The sequence below is a fragment of the Streptomyces sp. LZ34 genome (assembly GCF_053890475.1).
In genome coordinates this window covers 6100178-6122545 of the sequence record NZ_CM132680.1, presented here as the reverse complement: position 1 = coordinate 6122545, position 22368 = coordinate 6100178, and the positions used below count along the sequence as shown (strand labels likewise).

The following is a 22368-nucleotide window of genomic DNA, read 5'->3' as shown; positions in this document are numbered from 1 at the left end:
GGTGGGGCTCGGGGGCGGGGAGGATCCACGTATGGGTGACTCCGGGCCGGGCTCGCTGCGCGTGTCCTCGACGGTGGGGCGCTGGGTCGTGCTCACCACCGTGCTCGGGTCGGCGATGGCGCTGCTCGACAGCACCGTCGTCAATGTCGCGCTGCCGCGCATCGGCCTCGACCTCAACGCCGATCTCGCCGTCCTCCAGTGGACCGTCAACGCCTACATGCTCACCCTCGCCGGGCTGATCCTGCTGGGTGGGGCGCTGGGGGACCGCTTCGGGCGGCGGCGGGTGTTCCTCGTCGGCGTGGTGTGGTTCGCGGCCGCCTCGCTGCTGTGCGGGCTGGCGCCGACCGCCGGGGTGCTCATCGCCTCCCGCGCCCTTCAGGGCATCGGCGGGGCGCTGCTCACGCCGGGGTCCCTGGCGCTGATCCAGGCCACCTTCCACCCGGACGACCGGGCGCGGGCGGTCGGCCTGTGGTCCGGGTTCGGCGGGGTGGGGGCGGCGATCGGGCCGTTCGTCGGCGGCTGGCTGGTGGACGGGCCGGGCTGGCGCTGGGTGTTCTTCCTCAATGTGCCGCTGGCGGCGGTGTGCGTGCCCGTCGCCCTGCGCCATGTGCCCGAGTCCCGCGATCCGCGTGCGCACGGGCGGTTCGACGTGCTGGGCGCCACGCTGGGCGCGCTGGCGCTCGGCTCGGTGACGTACGCGCTGATCGCCGCGCCCGGCAAGGGCGTCTCGCCCGTCGTGATCGTTCCGGCCGTCTTGGGGGTGCTGCTGGGCGTGGCCTTCGTCCAGGTGGAGCGGCGGCGGCGGGACCCGATGCTGCCGCTCGACATCTTCGCCTCCCGCCAGTTCGCCGCCGTCAACGCGGTGACCCTGTGCGTGTACGCGGCGTTCAGCGGCTTCTTCTTCCTGTCCGTGCTGCAGCTCCAGGTGGTGGTGGGCTACTCCGCGCTCGGCGCGGGCACCGCGCTGCTGCCGACCACCGTGCTGATGCTGCTGCTGTCGGCGCGCTCCGGGGAGCTGGGACGGCGCATCGGGCCGCGTATCCCGCTGACCGTCGGCCCGCTGTTGTGCGCGGCCGGGATGCTGCTGATGACGCGGGCCGGGGCGGGGGCGGTCTACTGGCGGGATGTGCTGCCCGCGCTTCTGGTGCTGGGCCTGGGCATGGTGGCGCTGGTCGCCCCGCTCACCGCGACCGTGCTGGCCTCGGTGGAGGTCGAACGGGCGGGCCTGGCCAGCGGCATCAACAACGCGGCGGCGCGGGCCGCGGGGCTGATCGCGGTGGCCGCGCTGCCGCTGCTGGCCGGTATGGGGCCGGAGGCGTACCGCTCGGCGGACCTGTTCGCGGAGACGTTCGGGCGCGCGATGCCGATCTGCGCCGGGGTGCTGGTGCTGGGCGCCTTCGTGGCCTGGCGCACGGTGCGGCCGGATGTGCTGGAGCAGGTGCCCCCCGAGGCCGCCGGTGCGCCCGCGGCAGAAGAGGGGGTGGGGGAGGAGGTCGCGGCGAAAGAGTCCGTGCCGCGGCGGCCGTGTCGCCCCGAGTGCGCGTACCACTGCGGCGTCGGCGCCCCGCCGCTGGACCCGGGCGACCTGAGCTAGCCGGGCGGCCTGGGCGATGTGAGCGCCCCGGCGGGCCCGGCCCGCGCCTGGCGTCCGGCGTGTGGCCGGGGCGGGTGACGGCCGGGTGGGTGGCGCGGACGTGCCCCGGCGGGCCCCGGACCAGGCAGACTGGGGGTCATGGCCATTCATGAGAACCTGCTCGGGGGACCGCCCCCGACCTACCTGCCCGACGACCCCGAGCCGCGTGAGCTGCTCGCCTCCGGCGCCGCTCCGGCCGAGGTCGCGGCGAAGTACCCGGCCTCCTCGCTCGCCTGGGCGCAGCTCGCCGACGAGGCGTACGAGGCCGGCCGTGTGGTCGAGTCGTACGCCTACGCGCGCACCGGATACCACCGCGGCCTGGACGCACTGCGGCGCAGCGGCTGGAAGGGCCACGGACCCGTGCCCTTCGAGCACGAGCCCAACCGCGGCTTTCTGCGGGCCCTGCACGCGCTGGGCCGGGCCGCCCAGGCGATCGGCGAGCAGGAGGAGTACGAGCGCTGCTCGACGTTCCTGCGGGAGAGCTCCCCGACGGCGGCGGACACCCTCTCCTGAGGTCCGTCCCTCTCCTGAGGCCCGTCTTTTCTGGGAGCCGTCCCACTCCTTCGGGCCGGCTCCCTCTGGCCGACAGCGCACTTGCGGATGAGTGCGCATGACACGCATGATGCGCTCGGGGCCCGCCCACGGCGGGTCCCGAGGGGACCGGGGCTCCGATACCGAGCATGAAGGGGCGGACCGCTACCCGGTAGCAGCAGACCTCAGGAGATGGCGATGTCGCATCAGCCTGCCCCGCACGAAGCCGAGCCGGACGCCCCGAATCTCGACTTCCAAGGCACGACCCCGTACGAGGACTACGTCCAGGCGTCCGTGCTCACCCACCTCCAGCATCCGCTCTCCGACGACCCCGGAGAGATGGTGTTCCTGGTCACCACCCAGGTCATGGAGCTGTGGTTCACCGTCATCGTGCACGAGTGGCACACCGCCGCGCAGGCGCTGCGCGAGGACGATCTGCCCACCGCGCTGGCCGCGCTGAAGCGCTCCACCTACGAGCTCGAATCGCTCAACGCGTCGTGGAAGCCGCTCGCGCACCTCACGCCCGGCCAGTTCAACGCCTACCGCTCCGCGCTCGGCGAGGGCTCCGGCTTCCAGTCCGCGATGTACCGGCGGCTGGAGTTCCTGCTCGGCGAGAAGTCCGCGTCCATGCTCGTCCCGCACCGGGGCGCGCCGGGGGTGCACGCGGAGTTGGAGAAGGCCCTGACCGAGCCCAGCCTCTACGACGAGGTGCTGGGCCATCTCGCCCGTCAGGGCTTCGCGGTCCCCGAGTCCGTGCTGGACCGCGACCCCACGCGCCGTTATGAGCCGGACCCCGCGGTCGAGCGGGTGTGGCAGGAGATCTACTCCGGCCCGGGCGACAGCGCGCCGGCCCGCCTCGGCGAGGCGCTCACGGAGGTCGCCGAGCTGGTGTGGCGCTGGCGCAACGACCATCTCGTCGCGACCCGGCGGGCCATGGGGGCCAAGACCGGTACGGGGGGCTCGGCGGGGGTCGCCTGGCTGGAGAAGCGGGCGGCGAAGAACGTCTTCCCGGAGCTGTGGACGGCGCGCAGCCATGTATGAGCCGAACGCATCCATCACCGCCCCACCGGCCTCCCCACTGGCCGAGGAGGCGGCGAAGCTGGACGCCGCCGACGAGTTCCGCGCCAAGCGCGCCGCCTTCGTCCTCGACGACACGATCTACCTCGACGGCAACTCGCTCGGCGCCCTGCCGGCCGCCGTCCCCGCCCGGCTGGCCGATGTCGTGGCCCGCGAGTGGGGGCGGCTGCGCATCCGCTCCTGGGAGGAGAGCGGCTGGTGGACCGCGCCGGAGCGGATCGGCGACCGTGTCGGGCGGATCGTCGGCGCCGCGCCCGGGCAGGTGGTGGTCGGCGACTCGACCAGCGTCAATGTCTTCAAGGCGGTCGTCGGCGCCGTACGGATCGCTCAGGGGCGGTCAGCGGGGCGCGACGAGAGCGGTGACGAGAGCCGTGACGCGACTGGTGACGTGAGCCGTGACGCGACCGGTGACGCGACCCGTGACGAGATCCTCGTCGACGAGTCCACCTTCCCCACCGACGGCTATATCGCCGAGTCGGCCGCCCGGATGACCGGCTGCGCCCTGCGGCCCGTACCGGCCCCCGAGATGGCCGCCGCCGTCGGCCCGCGTACCGCCGTCGCGCTCGTCAACCACGTCGACTACCGCACCGGCCGCCTCCACGACCTGCCCGGCACCACGGCGGCCGTGCACGCCGCGGGCGCCGTCGTCGTCTGGGACCTGTGCCACAGCGCGGGCGCGCTGCCGGTCGGGCTCGACGCGCACGGGGTCGACCTGGCGGTCGGCTGCACGTACAAGTACCTCAACGGCGGGCCCGGTTCGCCCGCCTACCTGTACGTCGCGCGCGAGCGCCAGCCCCGCTTCGACTCCCCGCTGCCCGGCTGGAACTCCCACGCCGACCCGTTCGGCATGGCGCCCGCGTACACCCCGGCCGACGGCGCCGTCCGCGGCCGTGTCGGCACCCCCGACATCCTGTCCATGCTCGCGCTGGAGGCCGCGCTGGACGTCTGGGACGGCGTCTCGCCGGCCGCCGTGCGGGCCAAGAGCCTCGCCCTGACGGACTTCTTCCTGCGCTGCGTCGAGACCTACGTCCCGGCGGGGCGGGTCGAGTCGATCACCCCCGTCGCGCACGAGCAGCGCGGCAGCCAGGTCGCGCTGCGCTGTGCCGACGCGGGCGAGGTGATGGCCGAGCTCATCCGCCACGGCGTCGTGGGCGACTTCCGCCACCCCGACGTGCTGCGCTTCGGCTTCACCCCGCTCTACACGGGCTTCGCCGACACGGAACGCGCGGCGCGGGCGCTGGCCGCGGCGCTGGCGGGCGCGCCGGGGGAGGTGGCCTAGCCGTGCCGCGCCGCCGCGCCTGGCCGTGCGTGGGGCTTCACGTCGTCGGGCCGGGTGAGCCGGTGACCGGCCGGGCGAACCCGGCCGCGTCCGCCGAGGCCGAGGAGGCGTCCCTCTTCGGCCTCGCGGCCGTGCCGCCTGATCGCGTCGCCGCGTATGGCGACCACCGCGACCAAGTGGTCGACTTCTATCTGCCCAAGGCGGAGCCGGGGGCGGAGGCCGGCGCGGCGGTGCCACCCGCCCCGCTGGTGCTGCTGTTCCACGGCGGCGCCTGGCGCGCCCCGTACGACCGGCGTCACATCTCGCCGTTCGCCGCGTATCTCGCGGGGCACGGGTTCGTGGTGGCGTCGGTGGAGTACCGCCGGGGCGGCCTGGACGAGCCGGGCGGCGGGCCCGGCACCACCCACGGGGCACCCCCTGGGCGACCCCCGGGGCCGCGGGCCGGGCGGTGGCCGGAGACGCTGGACGACATCGCGGCCGCCGTGGACACCGTGCCCGGGCTGGCCCGGGGGCTGGCGCTGCCCGTGGACCCGGCGCGCGTGGTGCTCGCCGGGCACTCCGCGGGCGGGCATGCCGCGCTGTGGGCGGCGGCCCGCCATGTCCTGCCGCCGGACTGCCCCTGGCATCTCCCCTCGCCTCCCCCTGTGTGCGGTGTGGTCGCCCTCGCCCCCATCGCGGACTTCGCCACCGCCCGCGAGCTGCGGGTGTGCTCCGACGCCGTCGACGAGTTCCTCGACATCCGCGACCTTCGCGGCATCCGCGACGGTAAGGCGCACCACCCGGACCGGCTGCCGCTCGCCGATCCCGCCGCGCTGCTCCCCACCGCCGTGCCCACCACCATCGTGCAGGGCGCCACCGACATCGACGTCCCGCCGCAGGTGGCGGACGCGTTCACGGGGGCCGCGCGGCGCGCCGGGCAGCCGGTCCGGGCGGTGCGCCTCGCCGCGGTCGGCCACTTCCCGCTGATCGACCCCACCGCCCCCGCCGCGCGCACCGTCGCCGACGAGCTCGCCCATGCCGCCCGTCATACCCGTAGCGCTCGCCGCTGAGGCGAACCGAGCCTCGAAAAAAGGCGGTAGCGTCCGGGCATGACCAGCAGCGCAGGGCCCGCCCCGGCCTTCGACCCGTGGCAGCCGTCGTTCGTCGCCGACCCCTATCCGGCGTACGCGGCGCTGCGCGAGCGTGGCAGGGCGCACTACTACGCGCCCTCCCGGCAGTGGCTGATCCCGCGTCACGAGGACGTCCGGGCCCTGCTGCGGGACCGCCGTCTGGGCCGCAGCTATCTGCACCGCTTCAGCCACGAGGAGTTCGGCCGCACCGCCCCGCCGCCCGAGCACGAGCCGTTCCACACGCTCAACGACCACGGGATGCTGGATCTGGAGCCGCCGGACCACACCCGGCTGCGCCGCCTGGTATCCAAGGCGTTCACGCCGCGTACGGTCGAGCGGCTAGCGCCGGTCGTCGAGCGGCTGGCGGAGGAACTGGTCGAGTCGTTCGTCGCCGAGGGCGGCGGCGATCTCGTCGCGGCGGTCGCCGAGCCGCTGCCGGTGGCCGTGATCGCCGAGATGCTGGGCATTCCGCCGGCGGATCGCGCGCCGCTGCGCCCCTGGTCGGCGGACATCTGCGGGATGTACGAGCTCAACCCGGACGAGGAAACCGCACGGCGCGCGGTCCGCGCCTCCGTCGAGTTCTCCGCGTATCTGCGCGAGCTGATCGCCGCCCGCCGCCGGGCCCCGGGGGAGGATCTGATCAGCGGGCTGGTCGCGGCGTACGACGAGGGGGACCGGCTCACCGAGCAGGAGATGATCTCCACCTGTGTGCTGCTGCTGAACGCCGGCCACGAGGCCACGGTCAACTCCACGGGCAACGGCTGGCTGGCCCTCTTCCGCCACCCCGACCAGCTCGCGCTGTTGCGGTCCGACCCGGACGCGCTGCTGCCCACCGCCGTCGACGAGCTACTGCGCTACGACACGCCGTTGCAACTGTTCGAGCGGTGGGTGCTGGACGACATCGAGGTCGGCGGGACGGCCATCCCGCGCGGCAGCGAGGTCGCGCTGCTCTTCGGCTCGGCCAACCGGGACCCGGAGCGCTTCCCCGACCCCGACCGCCTCGATCTGTCCCGTGCGGACAACCCCCACTTCAGCTTCGGCGGCGGCATCCACTACTGCCTGGGCGCGCCCCTGGCCCGCCTCGAACTGACCGCGTCCTTCGGCGCGTTGCTGCGGAAGGCGCCCGGGCTGCGGCTGGTCGCGGAGCCACGGTGGAATCCCGGGTTTGTCATCCGGGGGCTGCGGGAGCTGCTGGTCGAGGTCTGAGCCCGGCCCGCCCGCGCCGCCCGAGCCCCTGAACAGCAGAACCCCCGCCGTCGTCCACAGCCTGTGGACGACGGCGGGGGTCCGGGCCCCGATGGGAGGGGTCAGTTGGTCATGTCGCGGCGCCGCAGCCCCACCAGCCCCGCGACTGTCAGCACGGCCGACAGGAGGAGGAGCCACAGGAAGGGCGCCGCCGACACGCTCTCGCCCGGGAGCTTCGGCAGATGGCTGAAGGGCGAGATGTTCAGCACGGGCTGGGGCGCGTCGAGCGCTGGGCCGAGCCAGCCGATGGCGACGACCACCCCGACCACGGCCCAGCCGAGGGACGCCGTGTAGTTGGGCAGCAGGCCGAAGAGGAAGACCACCAGGCTGGTGACCACCCACACCGCCGGGGCCTGGGCGAGCGTGGCGCCCAGGACGCGCGGCAGCTGGCCGCCCAGGTCGTCGGCCGCGGTTCCGTAGACGAGGCCCATCGCCAGCCCGCCGGCGGCGAGGACGGCGACCGGGCCGAGGTAGGCGATGACGAGGTGGCTCGCGGCCCACCGCAGTCGGCTGACGGCGTTGGCCAGCAGCGGTTCCGCGCGCTGGTCGGTCTCCTCGCTGCGCAGCCGCATCACCGCACTGGCGGTGTGGACCGTGAGGACCACACCGACGACGGCGACCATGGCGGCGAGGAAGGCGTCGTTGAGGTTTTGCGCCCCGCCCATGCGCTCGATGATGTCGCGGTTCTTCTCGCTGTCCCCGATGATGTCGTCGGCGCCGTTGGCGACGCCGCCGAGCCCGGCGGCGGAGACGGCGACGCCGAGGCCCCAGCCCAGCAGGGTGCCGCGCTGGAGGCGCCAGGCCAGGCCGTACGTGCCCTGGAGGGAGCGGCCGGCGGAGGCGGGGCCGGGGCGGGACGCGAAGAAGCCGGCGCCGATGTCGCGGCGGCCCGCGAGGGAGTAGGCGGCGGCGAACGAGACGGCCGCGAAGGCGGTCAGCAGCAGCAGCACCCACCACCGCTCGTTCGCGAACGGCCGTGTGTACTCCGCCCAGCCGAGGGGCGAGAGCCACACCAGCACATGGCCGGAGCCCTTCGACCCGTCCTCGGCCGCGTCGCCCAGCAGGCGCAGCATGTACGCGATGCCGACGGCACCGGCGGCCAGGCCCCTGGCCAGCCGCGCGTTCTCGGTGATCTGGGCGGCGATGGCGGCCAGGCCGCCGAAGGCCAGGCCGGTGAGGCCGACGGACAGGCCGAAGGCGAGCGCGCCACCGCTGCCCTCGCCCGCGAGAGTGGCCGTGATCAGCAGGGCGATGGCGGCGTTGGCGATGGCCACGGTGAGCAGGGCGGAGGTCAGTCCGGCGCGGCGGCCGACCATGCCGGCCGACAGCGCCTCCTGGCGGCCCGACTCCTCCTCCTCGCGGGTGTGCCGGATCACCAGGAGCACACTCATGATCCCGGCGAAGGCGGCGAGGAAGACGCCCACGCGCCAGGCGGAGAGCGCGCCGTACGAGTCGCCGAACGCGACGCCGAGCATCGACCGCATCGAGCCGTTGGTGTTCATGTCGTGCAGGACTTTGGCACGGTCGGCTGCCGTGTCGTACGTGGTCTTCATCCGGCTGAGGGCGCTGCTGCCGGTCATGCCGATGGCCAGCACCCACACCGGGATCATGACCCGGTCGCGGCGCAGCGCGAGCCGCAGCAGCGTGCCGGTGCCGGCCAGGTCGCGGGAGCCGGTGCGCTCCGGAGTCGTGACGCGGGTGTCGGCTACGGCGGTCATCGGGCGACCGCCTCTGCCTCGTCGCGGATGTCGTCCTGGTAGTGGCGCAGGAACAGCTCTTCCAGGGTGGGCGGGGTGCTGGTCAGGCTGCGCACGCCCGACTCGCTGAGCTGCCGCAGCACGGCGTCCAGCTTGTCGGTCTCGACCTGGAGCTTGACGCGCTTGCCCTGGACGTCCAGGCCGTGGATGCCGGGGAGGGTGGACAGGCCGTTGGGCGGGCCGGACAGTTCGGCGGTGACGGAGGTGCGGGTGAGGTGGCGGAGCTCGGTGAGCGAGCCGGTCTCGACGGTGCGGCCCTTGCGGATGATGCTGACCCGGTCGCAGAGCGCCTCGACCTCGCTGAGGATGTGGCTCGACAGCAGCACCGTGCGGCCCCGCTCCCGCTCCTCGATCACGCAGTCGCGGAAGACCTCCTCCATGAGGGGGTCGAGCCCGGAAGTCGGCTCGTCCAGGATCAGCAGGTCGACGTCCGAGGCGAAGGCGGCGACCAGCGCGACTTTCTGCCGGTTGCCTTTGGAGTAGGTGCGTCCCTTCTTGGTGGGGTCGAGTTCGAACCGCTGCAGCAGCTCCGCGCGACGGTCCTGGTCGAGGCCGCCGCGCAGCCGCCCGTACAGGTCGATGACCTCGCCCCCGCTGAGGTTGCGCCACAGGGTGACGTCGCCGGGCACGTAGGCGATGCGGCGGTGCAGCTCGACCGCGTCGTGCCAGGGGTCCTTGCCCAGGAGCTGGACCGCTCCGCTGTCCGCTCGCAGGAGGCCGAGCAGGACGCGGATGGTGGTGGACTTCCCGGCCCCGTTGGGCCCGAGGAAGCCGTGGACTTCGCCTGTCTCGACCTCCAGGTCGAGGCCGTCCAACGCATGCGTGCGGCCGAATGACTTGTGGAGGCCGGAGGTGGAGATTGCCGTTGTCATGCTTCTGAAGCTACGCTAGTTTCACAAAATTGTGAAGTTAGCGAAGCGTATAAACTGATATTGAACGAGTGAACGAGGGGAGATGATGAGGCGGTGACGGAGGTGACACGGCAGGAGAGCGTGCACGAGGGCGTGGACGTGGATTCTGCGCGCGATGAAGAGGCGGTGGCGCAGTTCGTCGAGCGGTTCGGCGCGGACATGGCCGAGGCCGGGATGCAGCGGATGGGCGCCCGGGTCTTCGCCGCCCTTCTCGCCTCCGACTCCGGCAAGCTCACCGCCGCCGAGATCGCCGAGCGGCTGCAGATCAGCCCGGCCGCGGTCTCGGGCGCGGTCCGCTACCTCGCCCAGTTGAACCTGATCACGCGCGAGCGCGAGCCGGGCTCGCGACGCGACCAGTATCGCCTCTACAACGAGGTCTGGTACGAGGCCGTGTCCAACCGTGACCAGATCCTCACCCGCTGGCAGCACACGATGCGGGACGGTGCGAAGGTCCTCGGCCCGCACACCCCGGCGGGGGCGCGGGCGATCAGGACCGCGGAGTTCTACGAGTTCATGCAGAAGGAACTGGTCGGCATGCTGGCGCGCTGGCGGGCCCGCCAGGAGGGCGCCCACCAGGAGGTGCCCCGCGCGGGAGAACAGAAGGCCGGATAAACGTAACTCCCCCGGCACCGGCTCAGCCCCCTCGCGGGAGCATCAGGCGCCAGGCCTCGGTGAGGACCGTCCAGGTGCGGGTGCGCACCGGGCCGCGGGTCAGGGTGTCCGCGTGGTAGCGGAAGTCCGGACCCGAGACGGTGACCGCCCGGGCCCGCGCCCGGACCGGGCCGGACCCGGCACACGGGTGCACCACGACATCGGCCAGGCCGCCGCGGCCCGCCACGGCCGTGGACACCGAGACCCGCTCGACCGGCCGGTCCAGATCGGCCAGCAGCACGCCGTCCGCCTCCACCCGCAGCCGCTGTGCGGGCGGCCGTGTCCGCCGCCGGGAGCCGCCCAGGCCGACGCCCGGCAGCGACAGCAGCGTCAGCGCGGTGCGCGCGGTGCGGGCCGCGGGGGTCCACCACGGGTGGTGGCCGCCGTCGTACCCACCTGCACCGCTCCCTGCCCCGCTCCCTGCCCCGCTCCCGTCCCCGTCCCCGCTCCCGTCCCCGCTCCCCGGCTGCTCCCCGCCGGAGATCCGCAGACCGCCGAGGACCACCCCGCCGCTCTCGTCGACCAGCAGGTCACGCCGGTGCGCGGTGCCGTCGAGCGCCGTCCGCGCCGCGCTCACCGCGTCCGTGGGCAGACCCAGGGCGCGGGCCAGGGCCACCGTCGCCGATCCGCCCACCGGCACCACCGACAGCGCCGCGTCCGCCAGCTCCCGCTTGCGGTGCAGCAGCTCCACGGTCCGCAGCAGGGCCCGGTGGTCACCGATCACGACGGGGCGGCGGCTGCCGCGGCGGGCGAGCGCCCGCTCGACCTCCTCGGGCCCCTCCGGCAGACAGATTTTCGTGGCTGCGCCCGCACACAACACATCTTTCGCGATCCGCACCGACTCCCCGTCGGTTCGGCGGGCGGTGGGGTCGATGAGCACGAGCAGGGGGCGCCCCTGGACGGCGTCCGGGGAAATCTGCCAGGGATCTGGAGCCGACACCTCGGTCCTTCCTCAGGTAATCTCTCGGTGCAAGAGCCCCTGTCGCTGTTGCGCCAGGGGCTTCGTCTATCCGGGGCACCGGTTCGACGGCTCTTGTGGCGGCACAAGCCACCACGCACGTTGGACATGCCCCGCCCGGAAGGGGTGTACGCCTGTGCCCGCACTTGTGCTGCTCGGTGCTCAGTGGGGTGATGAAGGCAAGGGAAAGGCCACCGACCTGCTCGGTGGCTCGGTGGACTACGTGGTGCGCTACCAGGGCGGCAACAACGCCGGCCACACGGTCGTCGTCGGCGACCAGAAGTACGCGCTTCACCTCCTCCCTTCCGGAATCCTCTCCCCGGGATGCACCCCGGTCATCGGCAACGGCGTCGTTGTGGACCCTGCGGTCCTGCTCTCCGAGCTGAGCGGGCTGAACGCGCGCGGCATCGACACGTCCAAGCTGCTGATCAGCGGTAACGCGCATCTGATCACTCCGTATCACACCACCCTCGACAAGGTGACGGAACGCTTCCTCGGAAAGCGGAAGATCGGCACCACCGGTCGGGGCATCGGCCCGGCCTATGCCGACAAGATCAACCGTGTCGGCATCCGGGTGCAGGACATCTTCGACGAGTCGATCCTGCGGCAGAAGGTCGAGGCGGCCCTCGACTTCAAGAACCAGGTCCTCGCCAAGCTCTACAACCGGCGCGCCATCGCCATCGAGCAGGTCGTCGAGGAGCTGCTCGGCTACGCGGACCAGCTCCGCGGCTTTGTCGTGGACACCACGCTGATCCTGAACGACGCCATCGACGAGGGCAAGGTCGTCCTCTTCGAGGGCGGCCAGGGCACGCTGCTCGACGTCGATCACGGCACGTACCCCTTCGTCACCTCCTCGAACCCCACCGCGGGCGGTGCCTGCACGGGGACCGGGGTCGGCCCGACGAAGATCAACCGGGTGATCGGGATCCTGAAGGCCTACACCACGCGCGTGGGCGCGGGCCCGTTCCCGACCGAGCTCCTCGACGAGGACGGCGACAAGCTGCGCACCATCGGCGGCGAGCGGGGCGTGACGACCGGCCGCGACCGGCGCTGCGGCTGGTTCGACGCGGTCATCGCGCGCTATGCGACCCGGGTCAACGGCCTGACCGACTTCTTCCTCACCAAGCTGGACGTGCTGACCGGCTGGGAGCGGATCCCGGTGTGCGTCGCGTACGAGATCGACGGCAAGCGGGTCGACGAGCTGCCGTACAGCCAGACGGACTTCCACCACGCGAAGCCGATCTACGAGACGCTGCCGGGGTGGTCGGAGGACATCACCCAGGCCAAGTCCTTCGACCAGCTGCCGAAGAACGCGCAGAAGTACGTTCAGGCGCTGGAGGAGATGTCGGGCGCGCCCATCTCGGCGATCGGCGTCGGGCCGGGCCGCGACGAGACGATCCAGATCAACTCGTTCCTGTGAGTCTCTGAGCCTCCGAGTTCCGACCGAGTCTCCGAGCGAGGCACGGCTGAATCTCCGAGTCGCGGCCGAAGGGCCTCCTAGCGCATCGCGGGAGGCCCGAAGGCCCCTCCTTCCGGCTGCCAGCGCTGGGGCTGCTGCATCTTGCTGATCCGGGTCACCACGATCATCGCGAGCACGGCCGCGGGGATCGCGACCAGATCGTCGAAGATGGCCAGGCCGACGGCCGCCTGCTCGTCCTGGTCCGAAGCGGCGAAGGCCTCCAGCAGCGTCTGGGCGATGACGATGAAGAACATCGTCACGCACAGCGCCCACCACCAGTGCAGCACCGCGCGGGAGGCGGGCCGGGTGCCCGGGGGAGCGCTGGAGGTCCAGATGTCGTTGGCGATCTGCTTGGGCAGCCACAGCTGGGCGACCGGGATGAACCACGAGCCGGCCGCGAGGCCGCCGTCGTACCGCTGGCGGCCGGGCGCGAGAAAGGTGGCGTTCAAGTACACGCGCCGGAACCACACCGGGAACAGCACGATGAGCGAGATCTCCAGCAGCCCGGTGAAGACCTCGAAGATCTGCAGGGAGTCCCTGGCGTTGCTGATCGCCTCCCTGCCACCGTTGTTGCTCAGATACTCCTCGTACGCGCCGAACAGCGTGCCGTTCAGCCCCAGGTGGGCGACGGACAGCAGCGCGAAGGCGCCGAACAGCCACATCAGGGTGGTGCCGAGGCTGCGCGGGATCCGCAGGTTCCGGGCGGGCGGGGAGGAGATGCGGCCCGGGAACCCGTGATGGGCGTCCGCCCAGGGCTGCCCGGTCCCGCCGGCCATCGGGTACGCGGGCTGGGCCGCGGAAGCGTGGAAGGCGGCGACCGGTGCCCCGGGCGTTCCGGGTGTGGCGGGCCCCGGGGGTGTCGCGTATGCACTCGGCGTGCCGGGCCCGCCGGGCGCCGCGACCCCCACGGGGCTGATGGGCCCGGTGGACCGCAGGGTGGCGGTGGCGGTGTCGGAGTCTGAATCTGAGTCCGACTCCATCTCCAGCAGCTGTAGCGCGTCCCGCCCGAGCTTGGCGAGCAGTTCGCCCGGCAGCCAGGGGCCGGTGGTGGCCGCGTTCGCCGCCGGGGCCGTACGCGCCACCACGTCCTCGACCGAGAGCCGGACGGCCGGGTCCTTGTGCAGACAGCCGGTGATCAGCTCGAGCAGCCCCTCCGGCAGGCCCACGAGGTCGGGCTCCTCCTGGGCTATCCGGTACAGCAGGGCGTGCACCCCGCTGGTCACGTTGCCGAACGGCTGACGGCCGATGGCGGCGAACGCCAGCACCGATCCGAGACAGAACACATCGCTCGCGGTGGTCACGGCCTCGCCGCGCACCTGCTCGGGCGACATGAAGCCGGGCGAGCCGACGACCGCGCCCGCCATCGTCAGACCGGTGCCCACGCCGGTGACGGTCTCCAGGGCCCGCGCGATGCCGAAGTCGATGACGCGCGGCCCGTCGATGGTGATGAGGATGTTGGAGGGCTTCAGATCGCGGTGGATCAGCCCGGCGCCGTGGATGTCGCGGAGCGCGAGGGCCAGCCCGTGCGCGAGGGTCCGTACGGAGTCCTCGGGCAGCGCCCCGAACTGCTCGGCGACGACGTCGTGCAGGGACGGGCCGCCGATGTAGCCGGTGGCCACCCAGGGCACCTCGGCCTCGGTGTCGGCGTCCAGGACGGCCGCGGTCCACTGTCCGCCGACCCGTCTCGCGGCCGCGACCTCACGCTGGAAGCGCCTGCGGAAGTCGGCGTGCCGGGCGAGCTCGGCCTTCACAAGCTTCACGGCGACAGTGCGACCGCGGGCGGAACGGGCCAGGTAGACCCTGCCCATTCCGCCCTCGCCCAGTCTGCCGAGCAGCCGGTACTCGCCTATCCACCGCGGGTCCTGGGCCCCGAGGTTCTCCATATGCCGTACGGCTCCTGTCCGTGTGCGCTCGGTCGACGACGGGCGATCGACTGACGGGCGATCAGCCTACGCGGGTGAACGTCTGCGTCTCGGTCTCATCGCTGTAGTCGTTCGGATCGTCGTATTCCACACGGAGTTTGTCAGACCCGTCGGCGGTGAAGGTGAGCATGTGGCTCGTCGGGCAGGAGTCCGCCGGAGTTTCGTCGACGATCTCGCCAGGGCTCAGGACCAGACCCTTCTCGACCGAGACCAGGGTCCGCTTGGTCTCGCACTGGTACCTGTCGCTCTCCCCGATGTCCTGGGTGACCTCCGAACCGATCGCGCCCTGCTTGATGGTGATCTTCAGGGTGGCGCCGGACTCCCCGAACGCGTCCTTGGCCAGCCAGGTGCCCAGGTACTTGTCGGGGATCGGCTTGTCGCCGGGCTTCGAGGGGCGCAGCGTGGCCGAGGCGGAGCCGTCCGAGTTGTTCCAGGCGATGGAGCCGTTGTTGCCGAGCTTCAGGGTCTGTTCCCCGACGGCGCTGCAACTGTCCGAGGGGATGCTGGTGTTCACCTCCTCGTCCTCGACGACCAGAAGGCTCTTCACTTCCTTGAGGGTCGCCTTGCTCGCGCAGAAGGAGTCGGAGGCGGCGGTGAAGGTTTCGATGGTCTTCGAGCCGATCGCGCCCTGGGAGATGACGACGCGCCGGATCTTCCCGGTGGCCGAGCCGCTCTCCATGATCTCGCCTTCCCAGGCGCCCAGGTACTCGTCGGGGACATCGCCGCTGGAGCCCAGGGACGTCGAGGAGGACGGATCGGGCGAGGGCGAGTCGTCGGTGGACGGTGATGCCGCGTCCGAGGCCGAGGACTTGGACGGGGGCGTGTTGGTCATCTTGCTGTAGTCCGGCTTGTCCTTGTCCTTGTCGTCGTTGGAGGCGACGTAGGCGAAGGCGGCCGCGCCCGCGACGACCAGGGTCGCGACGACGGCGGAGACGATGATGACCGGCTTGCGCCTGCTGCGCTTCGCGGGCGGGGGTGTGGGCGTGGGTGCGGGCCCGAACGGCCCACCGGGGCCACCGGGGCCGCCGGGGCCACCAAGCCCGCCCGGTCCGCCCGGCCCACCGGGTCCGCTTGGTCCGCCCGGCCCGCCCAGGCCGACGGAGCCGAGGCCCGCGGGGGGCGTGTTGGGCGTGGCGTCGAAGGAGGTGACCTCCGGCGGCCCGAACGACTGCGGGGGCCCGAACGACTGCGGGGGCGTGGGCGCCGGTTCCGCGCCCGGCGGTTCCGCGTCCGGCGGTGTCGCGTCCGGCGGTGTCGCGTCCGGACCCGCGGTCTGCGCCGGCTCGGCGGGTTCCGGGGCCTGCGCGGCGGTGGCGTTCTCCGCCCGCGGCTCGGGCACCGCGCCCGCGGCAGGCGTCTCGGCCTCGCCCCCGGGCGCGGCAGCGGCCTGCGGCGGGGTGGTGGCCTGCGGCGGGGTGGCGGGCGGCTGCGGTGTCGGCTGCGGCGCCTGCTGGGCCGCGGCGGCGGGCGCGACCGGCGGCGCGGCGGGGACGACGGGAGGAACGGCCGGGAGAGCGGCCGGAGGAGTGGCGGGGGGAGTGGCCGGGGCCGCCTGCGGCGGCGGGTTGGTCGGTGGCGGGGGCGTCGGCGGCTCCGCGGGCGCCAGCGGGTAGGACGTGGCCGTCGGCGGCGTGGTCGGGGGAGCCGGGACGGTCGGCTTGGCCGGCGGGAACGCGGGCGGACCGACCGGCGGCGTGGACGGCGGCGCGGGCACGCCGGCCGCCAGCGGCGTGGCCGGGGTCTCCGCGTCCAGGAGTTGTACGGCGTGCCGGCCGAGCTGAGCGACGAGGCTGCCGGGCAGCCAGGGCTCGTCGGCGCCGTCCGCGACGTCGGCGCCGTCCGGGTTTTCGGGTTCGGCCGTACGCGCCAGCAGCTGCTCCAGGGTCGGCCGGTCGGCCGGGTCCTTCCGCAGGCAGTCGGTGACCAGTTCCCGCAGCCCCTCGGGCAGCCCCTGGAGGTCGGGCTCCTCCTGCGCGATGCGGTACATCACCGCGTGCACCCCGCTGTCGGTGGTGCCGAACGGCTGGCGGCCGATGGACGCGAACGCGAGCACCGACCCGAGGCAGAAGATGTCGCTGGCCGGGCTGACCCGTTCGCCGCGCACCTGCTCGGGCGACATGAAGCCCGGCGAGCCGACCACGGCGCCGCTGCGCGTGAGGATGCCGTCGGTGACGGTCTCCAGGGCGCGCGCGATGCCGAAGTCGATGACTCGGGGCCCGTCGATCGTGATCAAAACGTTGGAGGGCTTCAGGTCGCGGTGGATCAGGTTGACACCGTGGATGGCCTGGAGCGCCTTGGCCAGACCGTTGCCCAGGATGCGCACCGACCGTTCGGGCAGGGGACCCGATTCGGACACGATCGAGTGCAGTGACGGCCCGGCGATATAGCCGGTGGCGACCCAAGGCGTGGCGGCCTCGGTGTCCGCGTCGAGCACGGGCGCGGTCCACTCACCCCCGACCCGCTGCGCGGCCCGCACTTCCTGTTTGAAGCGACGCCGGAATTCGGCCTGTTGCGCGAGTTCGGTCTGTACGAGTTTGACCGCGACCGTACGGCCGCGTGGCGAGTAGGCCAGGAACACCCGTCCCATACCGCCCGCTCCCAGCCGACGGATCAACCGGTACTCGCCGATCCAACGAGGGTCCTCGGCCCCCAGGTCTTCCATGCGTCGCTGTCCTTCCCTGGATCCCCTGATCAGCCCCTCGCCAGAGAATAAAGGGGGCTGAGAGCGAAGTGGACGACGCGTGGGATCTGTTACCGGTTCCGTATCTGTCCGTGTCGATATCTGTCCGTACCGATTCTCCCGCGGCGCCTCGGCGCCGCGCCCGCCCCCCGGTCCGTACGCTGGGCCCGACAGACCCGCGAGCGATCCGAGGTAGCGAACGTGTCCGCACAGCCCGCGCACTCCGCCCCGCCCCCCACACCTGACCCTGCCACCGGTGCCGCCGTCAAGGCGGTGGACCGGGCCCACGTCTTCCACTCGTGGTCCGCCCAGGGGCTCATCGACCCCCTCGCCGTCGCGGGCGCCGAGGGCTCGTACTTCTGGGACTACGACGGAAACCGCTACCTCGACTTCTCCTGCCAGCTGGTCAACACCAACATCGGCCACCAGCACCCCAAGGTCGTCGCCGCCATCCAGGAGCAGGCCGCCAAGCTGTGCACCTTCGCGCCGGGCTTCGCCGTGGACGTGCGGTCGGAGGCGGCGCGGCTGGTCGCCGAGCGCACGCCCGGCGACCTGGACAAGATCTTCTTCACCAACGGCGGCGCCGAGGCCGTCGAGAACGCCGTCCGCATGGCCCGGCTGCACACCGGCCGCACCAAGGTGCTCTCCACCTACCGCTCGTACCACGGCGCCACCGCCGCCGCGATCAACCTGACCGGCGACCCGCGCCGCTGGGCCTCGGACACCGCCTCGGCCGGCGTCGTCCACTTCTGGGGGCCGTTCCTCTACCGCTCGCCCTTCCACTCCGCCGACGAGCGGCAGGAGTGCGAGCGCGCGCTCGCGCACCTGGAGGAGACCATCGCCTTCGAGGGCCCGCAGTCCATCGCCGCGATCATCCTGGAGACCATCCCCGGCACCGCGGGGATCATGGTGCCGCCGCCCGGCTATCTGGCCGGGGTCCGCGAGATCTGCGACCGTTACGGCATCGTCTTCATCCTCGACGAGGTCATGGCGGGCTTCGGCCGCACCGGCCGCTGGTTCGCCGCCGACCACTTCGGCGTCACCCCGGACCTGCTGACCTTCGCCAAGGGCGTCAACTCCGGCTATGTCCCGCTCGGCGGGGTCGCGATCAGCGCCGCCATCGCCGCGGACTTCGACCAGCGGCCCTACCCCGGCGGCCTCACCTACTCCGGCCACCCGCTCGCCTGCGCCTCCGCCGTCGCCACGATCAACGCGATGGCGGAGGAGGGCATCGTGGAGAACGCCGCCGAGATCGGGGAGAAGGTCATCGGCCCGGGGCTGCGCGAGCTCGCCGGGCGCCACGCCTGCGTGGGCGAGGTCCGTGGCCTGGGCGTGTTCTGGGCGCTCGAACTCGTCAAGAACAAGGAGACCCGCGAGCCCCTGACCCCGTACAACGCGAGCGGCCCGGCCAATCAGCCCATGGCCGACTTCGCGGCGGCCTGCAAGCGCGGCGGCCTGTGGCCCTTCGTGAACATGAACCGCACGCATGTGGTCCCGCCGTGCACCGTCACCGAGGCCGAGGCCAAGGAGGGGCTGGCGATCCTGGACGAGGCCCTGTCCGTGGCCGACGCCCACACCGCCGCCTGAGGGCAGCCCGCCTGGGGGCAGCCCGCCCGACGCCATCGCGTATTTCCGCGTCATTTCAGCCGGCCGTAGGCTCAGAAAGAGATCAAATAACGGTGTAGACCACTTCACCCGCGCACTCTTCGCGTACTTCGCGCAACGGCCCTCGCATATCGTGATGCGAGGGCCGTCCGCATCCGTACGACACGACGGCCGCGGAAGGAGACGGTCCTCGATGCCCGTGCCCGGCACCAGCCCGGTGAAGCGCAACACCCTGCGACAGCAGATCGCCGAGGCGCTGTGTGACGAGGTGCTCGCGGGCCGGCTTCCGGCCGGACAGCAGTTCACGGTCAAGGAGATGGCCGACCAGTACGGGGTCTCGGCCACCCCCGTCCGCGAAGCCCTGCTGGACCTGTGCGCGCAGGGGCTGCTGGACGTCGAGGAACACCGCGGTTTCAGGGTGCACGAGTTCACGTTCGAGGACTTCCAGCACATGGTCAACGCCCGCGCCATGGTGGTCGAGGGCCTCTTCCGGCACTCCGTCGAGGAGACCCGGCGCACCATGACCTCGCAGGCCCTGGCCTCGGTGCGGCGCCGCGCCGAGGCGGCCGAGCGCGCCTCGCGCTCCGGCGACCTCGACATACTCATCGGCTACGACCTGCGCTTCTGGCGCGAGATCTGCGGGCTCGTCGGCAACCCGTACATACTCGACTTCCTCCAGCGGCTGCGGGTGCAGACCTGGGTCTTCACCGTGCCGTATCTGCGCCGCGTGCCGGATCTGCGCGGCGAGCTGTGGGCCGGGCACGGCGAGCTGACGGCGGCCGTCACACGCGGCGACGCCGAGGCCTCCGAGCGTCTGATAGCCGCGTACAACACGCACTTTCTCGCCCTGATCGAGCGACTGGTCACCGGACACGAGAAGTGCTGAGCCGCCGCCCAACGCAGCCGTGAACGCAGCCGTGAACGCAGGCGTGAGCGCGGCTGTGAGCGCAGGTGTGATGTAGGACACACAACCTGCCGGGGGTCCGAGGTGGTCACCCTCATGTGCTGCACACTCCGCCCGCCCGCTCCCTGGCCCCCCGGCCCGCGACCGGCACCGGCACCGTTGATCTGACCGTCGTCGTGCCCGCGTACAACGAGGAGCACCGGCTGCCCCGGACCCTCGACGCGATCTGCCGCTATCTGCGCTCCTCGCCCGGCCGCCACGCCGAGTGGGAGCTGATCGTCGTCGACGACGGGTCGAGCGACGCCACCGCGGCCGTCGTCCGCGACGCGGCAGCGGCCGAGCCGCGCATCCGGCTGCTGGCGCCGCCCCCCGCTTCCGTCGCGGTCGCGCGCAACCACGGCAAGGGCCACGCGCTGCGCCTGGGCGTGCTCGCCTCGCGCGGGCGCCGGGTGCTGGTGACCGACGCCGACCTCGCCACCCCGATCGAGGAGTTGGCGGCGCTGCACGACCGGCTCGACGCGGGCTTCGCCGCGGCGATCGGCTCCCGGGCGCACCCCGACGCGCTGATCGAGGTGGACCAGCACCCGCTGCGGCGGCTGGCGGGCCGGGCGGGCAACCGCGTGATACGGGCGGTCGCCCTGCCCGGCGTCGGCGACACCCAGTGCGGCTTCAAGCTCTTCGACGGCGACCGGGCGCGTGCGGCCTTCGGGCGGTCACGGCTCGACGGCTGGGGCATCGACGTGGAGATCCTGCGCACCTTCCGCCGCGCGGACTGGCCGGTCGCCGAGGTGCCGGTGCGCTGGGCGCACCAGGAGGGCTCCAAGATCCGTCCGTTGGACTACGGCCGGGTGCTCCTGGAGCTGCTGCGCCTGTGGCGGCGGGGCGTACGGGAGCGGCTGCGCCCCGGCGACCGGGCCGTCCTCCTCGCCTATCTGCTGCTGTCGGTGCTGCTCTACAAGGGGCTGTGGGCGGACGTCGGCCACCGCTATCTCGTCGACAGCGGGCAGGACCAGAACCAGTGGGAGTGGTTCTTCGCGGTCACCGCCGACAAGGTTCTCGGGGTATCCGGGCTCGGCGATCCGTTCTTCACCACGCTCCAGAACACCCCGCTCGGGGTGAACCTGATGGCCAACACCGCCATGCTCGGCCTCGCCGTCCCGCTCGCGCCCGTCACCGCGCTCTTCGGCCCGGCGGCGACCTGGGTGCTGGTGCTCACCTGCGGGCTGGCCGGGACCGCGGGCGCCTGGTACTGGCTGCTGCGCAAGCGGTTCGTCCGCGCGCGCCGGGCCGCCGCGCTCGGCGGCGCCCTGTGCGCCTTCGCCCCGCCGATGATCTCCCATGCCAACGCGCACCCCAACTTCGCGGTGCTGTTCATGATGCCGCTGATCATCGACCGGCTGCTGCGGCTGTGCGAGGGCACCCGCGTCAGGCGCGACGGGGTGGTCCTCGGTCTCTTCCTCACCTATCAGGTCTTCCTCGGCGAGGAGGCGCTGCTGCTCGCCGCCCTCGGCCTCGCCTTCTTCGCGGTCGGCTACGCGGCCGTACGCCCGGCCGAGGCGCGCGCGGCGCTGCGCCCGCTGGCCAGGGGGCTGGCCGTCGCCGCCGCGGTGTGCGTGCCGCTGCTCGCCTATCCGCTGCTGTGGCAGTTCTTCGGCGCCCAGAGCTACCACAGCGTGCTGCACGGCCCGGTCGGCAACTCACCGCGCGCGTTCATGGAGTTCGCGGGCCGCTCGCTGGCCGGGGACGAGGCCACCGCCGACGCGCTGGCCGCCAACCGCACCGAGCAGAACGCCTTCTTCGGCTGGCCGCTGCTCGCCCTGACCGCCGTCGTGGTGGTGTGGCTGTGGCGGGATCCGCGGGTGCGGGCGCTCGGGTGGGCGGCGTTCGCGGCGTCGGTGCTCTCCCTCGGGCGCACGATCCCCGTGCCCTGGACGGGGATCGTCCTGCCGGGGCCGTGGCGGGCGCTCGCCGATCGGCCGCTGTTCGAGTCGGTCATCGAGTCGCGGGTGGCGATGGCGGCGGTGCCCGCGCTCGGCATCCTGCTGGCCCTGGCCTGTGACCGGCTGTGCGCCTCCAAGGCATTCGGGGCCGGTGAGCCGGATGGCAGGGGCCGGGCGCTGCGGATCGCCGGATGGGCCGCCGTGACCGCCGCCCTGCTGCCCATCGCGCCCACGCCGTTCACCACCGCCGACCGCGCCCCTGTCCCGTCCTTCATCGCCGACGGCACCTGGCGCGCGCACGTCCCCAAGGGCCGCTCCCTCGTCCCCGTGCCGCTGCCCAGCCCCGGAAACGCCGAGGCCCTGCACTGGCAGACCGCCGCGGACCTCGGCTTTCCGCTCCCCGGCGGCTACTTCAACGGCCCCGACGGCCCCGACCGGAGGGGCATCTACGGCCCGCGGTACCGCTACACCTCCGCCCTCCTCGCCGAGGTCCGCCGCACCGGACGGGTCCCCGACATCGGCCAGAAGCAGCGCCGCGCCGTCCGTGCGGACCTCGATTTCTGGCGTGCGGGCGCGGTCGTGCTCGCCCCGCAACCGGGGGACAAGGCGCTGCGTGTCACCTTGGAGCGGCTGCTGGGGTGGCAGGGCGAGTGGATCGGGGGCGTATGGGTGTGGGAGGTGCACGGAGGAACGTGAGGAGAAGGGCG

The 22368-nt window shown here is 72.8% G+C and carries 16 protein-coding genes; 11 read left to right on the top strand and 5 right to left on the bottom strand.

Annotated elements, in window-relative coordinates; genetic code table 11:
* Positions 1-31: 31 nt before the first annotated feature.
* From ACWY4P_RS24765 to ACWY4P_RS24740, 6 genes are all read left to right on the top strand, one after another.
* A complete protein-coding gene (locus ACWY4P_RS24765) occupies positions 32-1594 on the top strand; it encodes an MFS transporter (RefSeq protein ID WP_456212717.1) in 1563 nt (520 codons plus the stop codon).
* Positions 1595-1732: 138 nt separating this feature from the next.
* On the top strand, positions 1733-2146 hold the full coding sequence (locus ACWY4P_RS24760; protein WP_456212716.1) for a DUF3151 domain-containing protein: 414 nt from the start codon (positions 1733-1735) through the stop codon (positions 2144-2146).
* Positions 2147-2362: 216 nt separating this feature from the next.
* On the top strand, positions 2363-3205 hold the full coding sequence (locus tag ACWY4P_RS24755) for a tryptophan 2,3-dioxygenase family protein (protein ID WP_456212715.1): 843 nt from the start codon (positions 2363-2365) through the stop codon (positions 3203-3205).
* A complete protein-coding gene (locus ACWY4P_RS24750; RefSeq protein WP_456212714.1) occupies positions 3198-4520 on the top strand; it encodes a kynureninase in 1323 nt (440 codons plus the stop codon). The genes ACWY4P_RS24755 and ACWY4P_RS24750 overlap by 8 nt, the downstream gene beginning before the upstream one ends.
* 62 nt (positions 4521-4582) lie before the next feature.
* The gene (locus tag ACWY4P_RS24745) at positions 4583-5569 is read left to right on the top strand and encodes an alpha/beta hydrolase (protein ID WP_456213044.1); all 987 of its coding nucleotides are present in this window, start codon (positions 4583-4585) and stop codon (positions 5567-5569) included.
* Positions 5570-5608: 39 nt separating this feature from the next.
* Complete coding sequence (locus ACWY4P_RS24740) at positions 5609-6835, top strand: cytochrome P450 (protein WP_456212713.1); 1227 nt, start codon at positions 5609-5611, stop codon at positions 6833-6835.
* Between the two features lie 101 nt (positions 6836-6936).
* On the opposite strand, the gene ACWY4P_RS24735 is transcribed toward ACWY4P_RS24740, so the two are convergent.
* Positions 6937-8592, bottom strand: coding sequence for an ABC transporter permease (locus tag ACWY4P_RS24735; protein WP_456212712.1), 1656 nt, complete (start codon positions 8590-8592; stop codon positions 6937-6939).
* Entirely contained in the window at positions 8589-9503 is a 915-nt protein-coding gene (locus ACWY4P_RS24730) for an ABC transporter ATP-binding protein (protein WP_456212711.1), read from the bottom strand. The genes ACWY4P_RS24735 and ACWY4P_RS24730 overlap by 4 nt, the downstream gene beginning before the upstream one ends.
* A gap of 198 nt (positions 9504-9701) precedes the next feature.
* On the opposite strand from ACWY4P_RS24730, the gene ACWY4P_RS24725 reads away from it, so the two are divergent.
* Positions 9702-10154 (top strand): GbsR/MarR family transcriptional regulator, encoded by a 453-nt coding sequence (locus ACWY4P_RS24725; RefSeq protein ID WP_456213043.1) that lies wholly within the window; start codon positions 9702-9704, stop codon positions 10152-10154.
* Between the two features lie 22 nt (positions 10155-10176).
* On the opposite strand, the gene ACWY4P_RS24720 is transcribed toward ACWY4P_RS24725, so the two are convergent.
* Entirely contained in the window at positions 10177-11133 is a 957-nt protein-coding gene (locus ACWY4P_RS24720) for a hypothetical protein (protein WP_456212710.1), read from the bottom strand.
* Between the two features lie 154 nt (positions 11134-11287).
* Here ACWY4P_RS24720 and ACWY4P_RS24715 point away from each other — a divergent pair, with 154 nt between their 5' ends.
* Positions 11288-12571, top strand: a complete 1284-nt coding sequence (locus ACWY4P_RS24715) for an adenylosuccinate synthase (protein ID WP_456212709.1) — start codon at positions 11288-11290, stop codon at positions 12569-12571.
* Between the two features lie 77 nt (positions 12572-12648).
* On the opposite strand, the gene ACWY4P_RS24710 is transcribed toward ACWY4P_RS24715, so the two are convergent.
* Both ACWY4P_RS24710 and ACWY4P_RS24705 read right to left on the bottom strand, forming a co-directional pair.
* A complete protein-coding gene (locus tag ACWY4P_RS24710) occupies positions 12649-14493 on the bottom strand; it encodes a protein kinase domain-containing protein (protein ID WP_456212708.1) in 1845 nt (614 codons plus the stop codon).
* Between the two features lie 61 nt (positions 14494-14554).
* Positions 14555-17194 carry a protein kinase domain-containing protein gene (locus ACWY4P_RS24705; protein WP_456212707.1) on the bottom strand — a complete coding sequence of 880 codons (2640 nt, stop codon included), beginning with the start codon at positions 17192-17194 and terminating at the stop codon, positions 14555-14557.
* A gap of 219 nt (positions 17195-17413) precedes the next feature.
* Here ACWY4P_RS24705 and ACWY4P_RS24700 point away from each other — a divergent pair, with 219 nt between their 5' ends.
* The 3 genes from ACWY4P_RS24700 (at position 17414) to ACWY4P_RS24690 (ending at position 22357) form a co-directional block, all read left to right on the top strand.
* Positions 17414-18799 (top strand): aminotransferase class III-fold pyridoxal phosphate-dependent enzyme, encoded by a 1386-nt coding sequence (locus tag ACWY4P_RS24700; protein ID WP_456212706.1) that lies wholly within the window; start codon positions 17414-17416, stop codon positions 18797-18799.
* Positions 18800-19010: 211 nt separating this feature from the next.
* Positions 19011-19703, top strand: coding sequence for a GntR family transcriptional regulator (locus ACWY4P_RS24695; RefSeq protein WP_456212705.1), 693 nt, complete (start codon positions 19011-19013; stop codon positions 19701-19703).
* A gap of 116 nt (positions 19704-19819) precedes the next feature.
* On the top strand, positions 19820-22357 hold the full coding sequence (locus ACWY4P_RS24690; RefSeq protein WP_456212704.1) for a glycosyltransferase: 2538 nt from the start codon (positions 19820-19822) through the stop codon (positions 22355-22357).
* The last annotated feature ends 11 nt before the right edge of the window (positions 22358-22368 follow it).

Coding starts and splice junctions, on each gene's coding strand:
- ACWY4P_RS24730 (WP_456212711.1), bottom strand. CDS start 9,503: ATGACAACGGCAATCTCCACCTCCGGCCTCCACAAGTCATTCGGCCGC.
- ACWY4P_RS24755 (WP_456212715.1), top strand. CDS start 2,363: ATGTCGCATCAGCCTGCCCCGCACGAAGCCGAGCCGGACGCCCCGAAT.
- ACWY4P_RS24760 (WP_456212716.1), top strand. CDS start 1,733: ATGGCCATTCATGAGAACCTGCTCGGGGGACCGCCCCCGACCTACCTG.
- ACWY4P_RS24765 (WP_456212717.1), top strand. CDS start 32: ATGGGTGACTCCGGGCCGGGCTCGCTGCGCGTGTCCTCGACGGTGGGG.
- ACWY4P_RS24705 (WP_456212707.1), bottom strand. CDS start 17,194: ATGGAAGACCTGGGGGCCGAGGACCCTCGTTGGATCGGCGAGTACCGG.
- ACWY4P_RS24750 (WP_456212714.1), top strand. CDS start 3,198: ATGTATGAGCCGAACGCATCCATCACCGCCCCACCGGCCTCCCCACTG.
- ACWY4P_RS24725 (WP_456213043.1), top strand. CDS start 9,702: ATGGCCGAGGCCGGGATGCAGCGGATGGGCGCCCGGGTCTTCGCCGCC.
- ACWY4P_RS24695 (WP_456212705.1), top strand. CDS start 19,011: ATGCCCGTGCCCGGCACCAGCCCGGTGAAGCGCAACACCCTGCGACAG.
- ACWY4P_RS24735 (WP_456212712.1), bottom strand. CDS start 8,592: ATGACCGCCGTAGCCGACACCCGCGTCACGACTCCGGAGCGCACCGGC.
- ACWY4P_RS24740 (WP_456212713.1), top strand. CDS start 5,609: ATGACCAGCAGCGCAGGGCCCGCCCCGGCCTTCGACCCGTGGCAGCCG.
- ACWY4P_RS24710 (WP_456212708.1), bottom strand. CDS start 14,493: ATGGAGAACCTCGGGGCCCAGGACCCGCGGTGGATAGGCGAGTACCGG.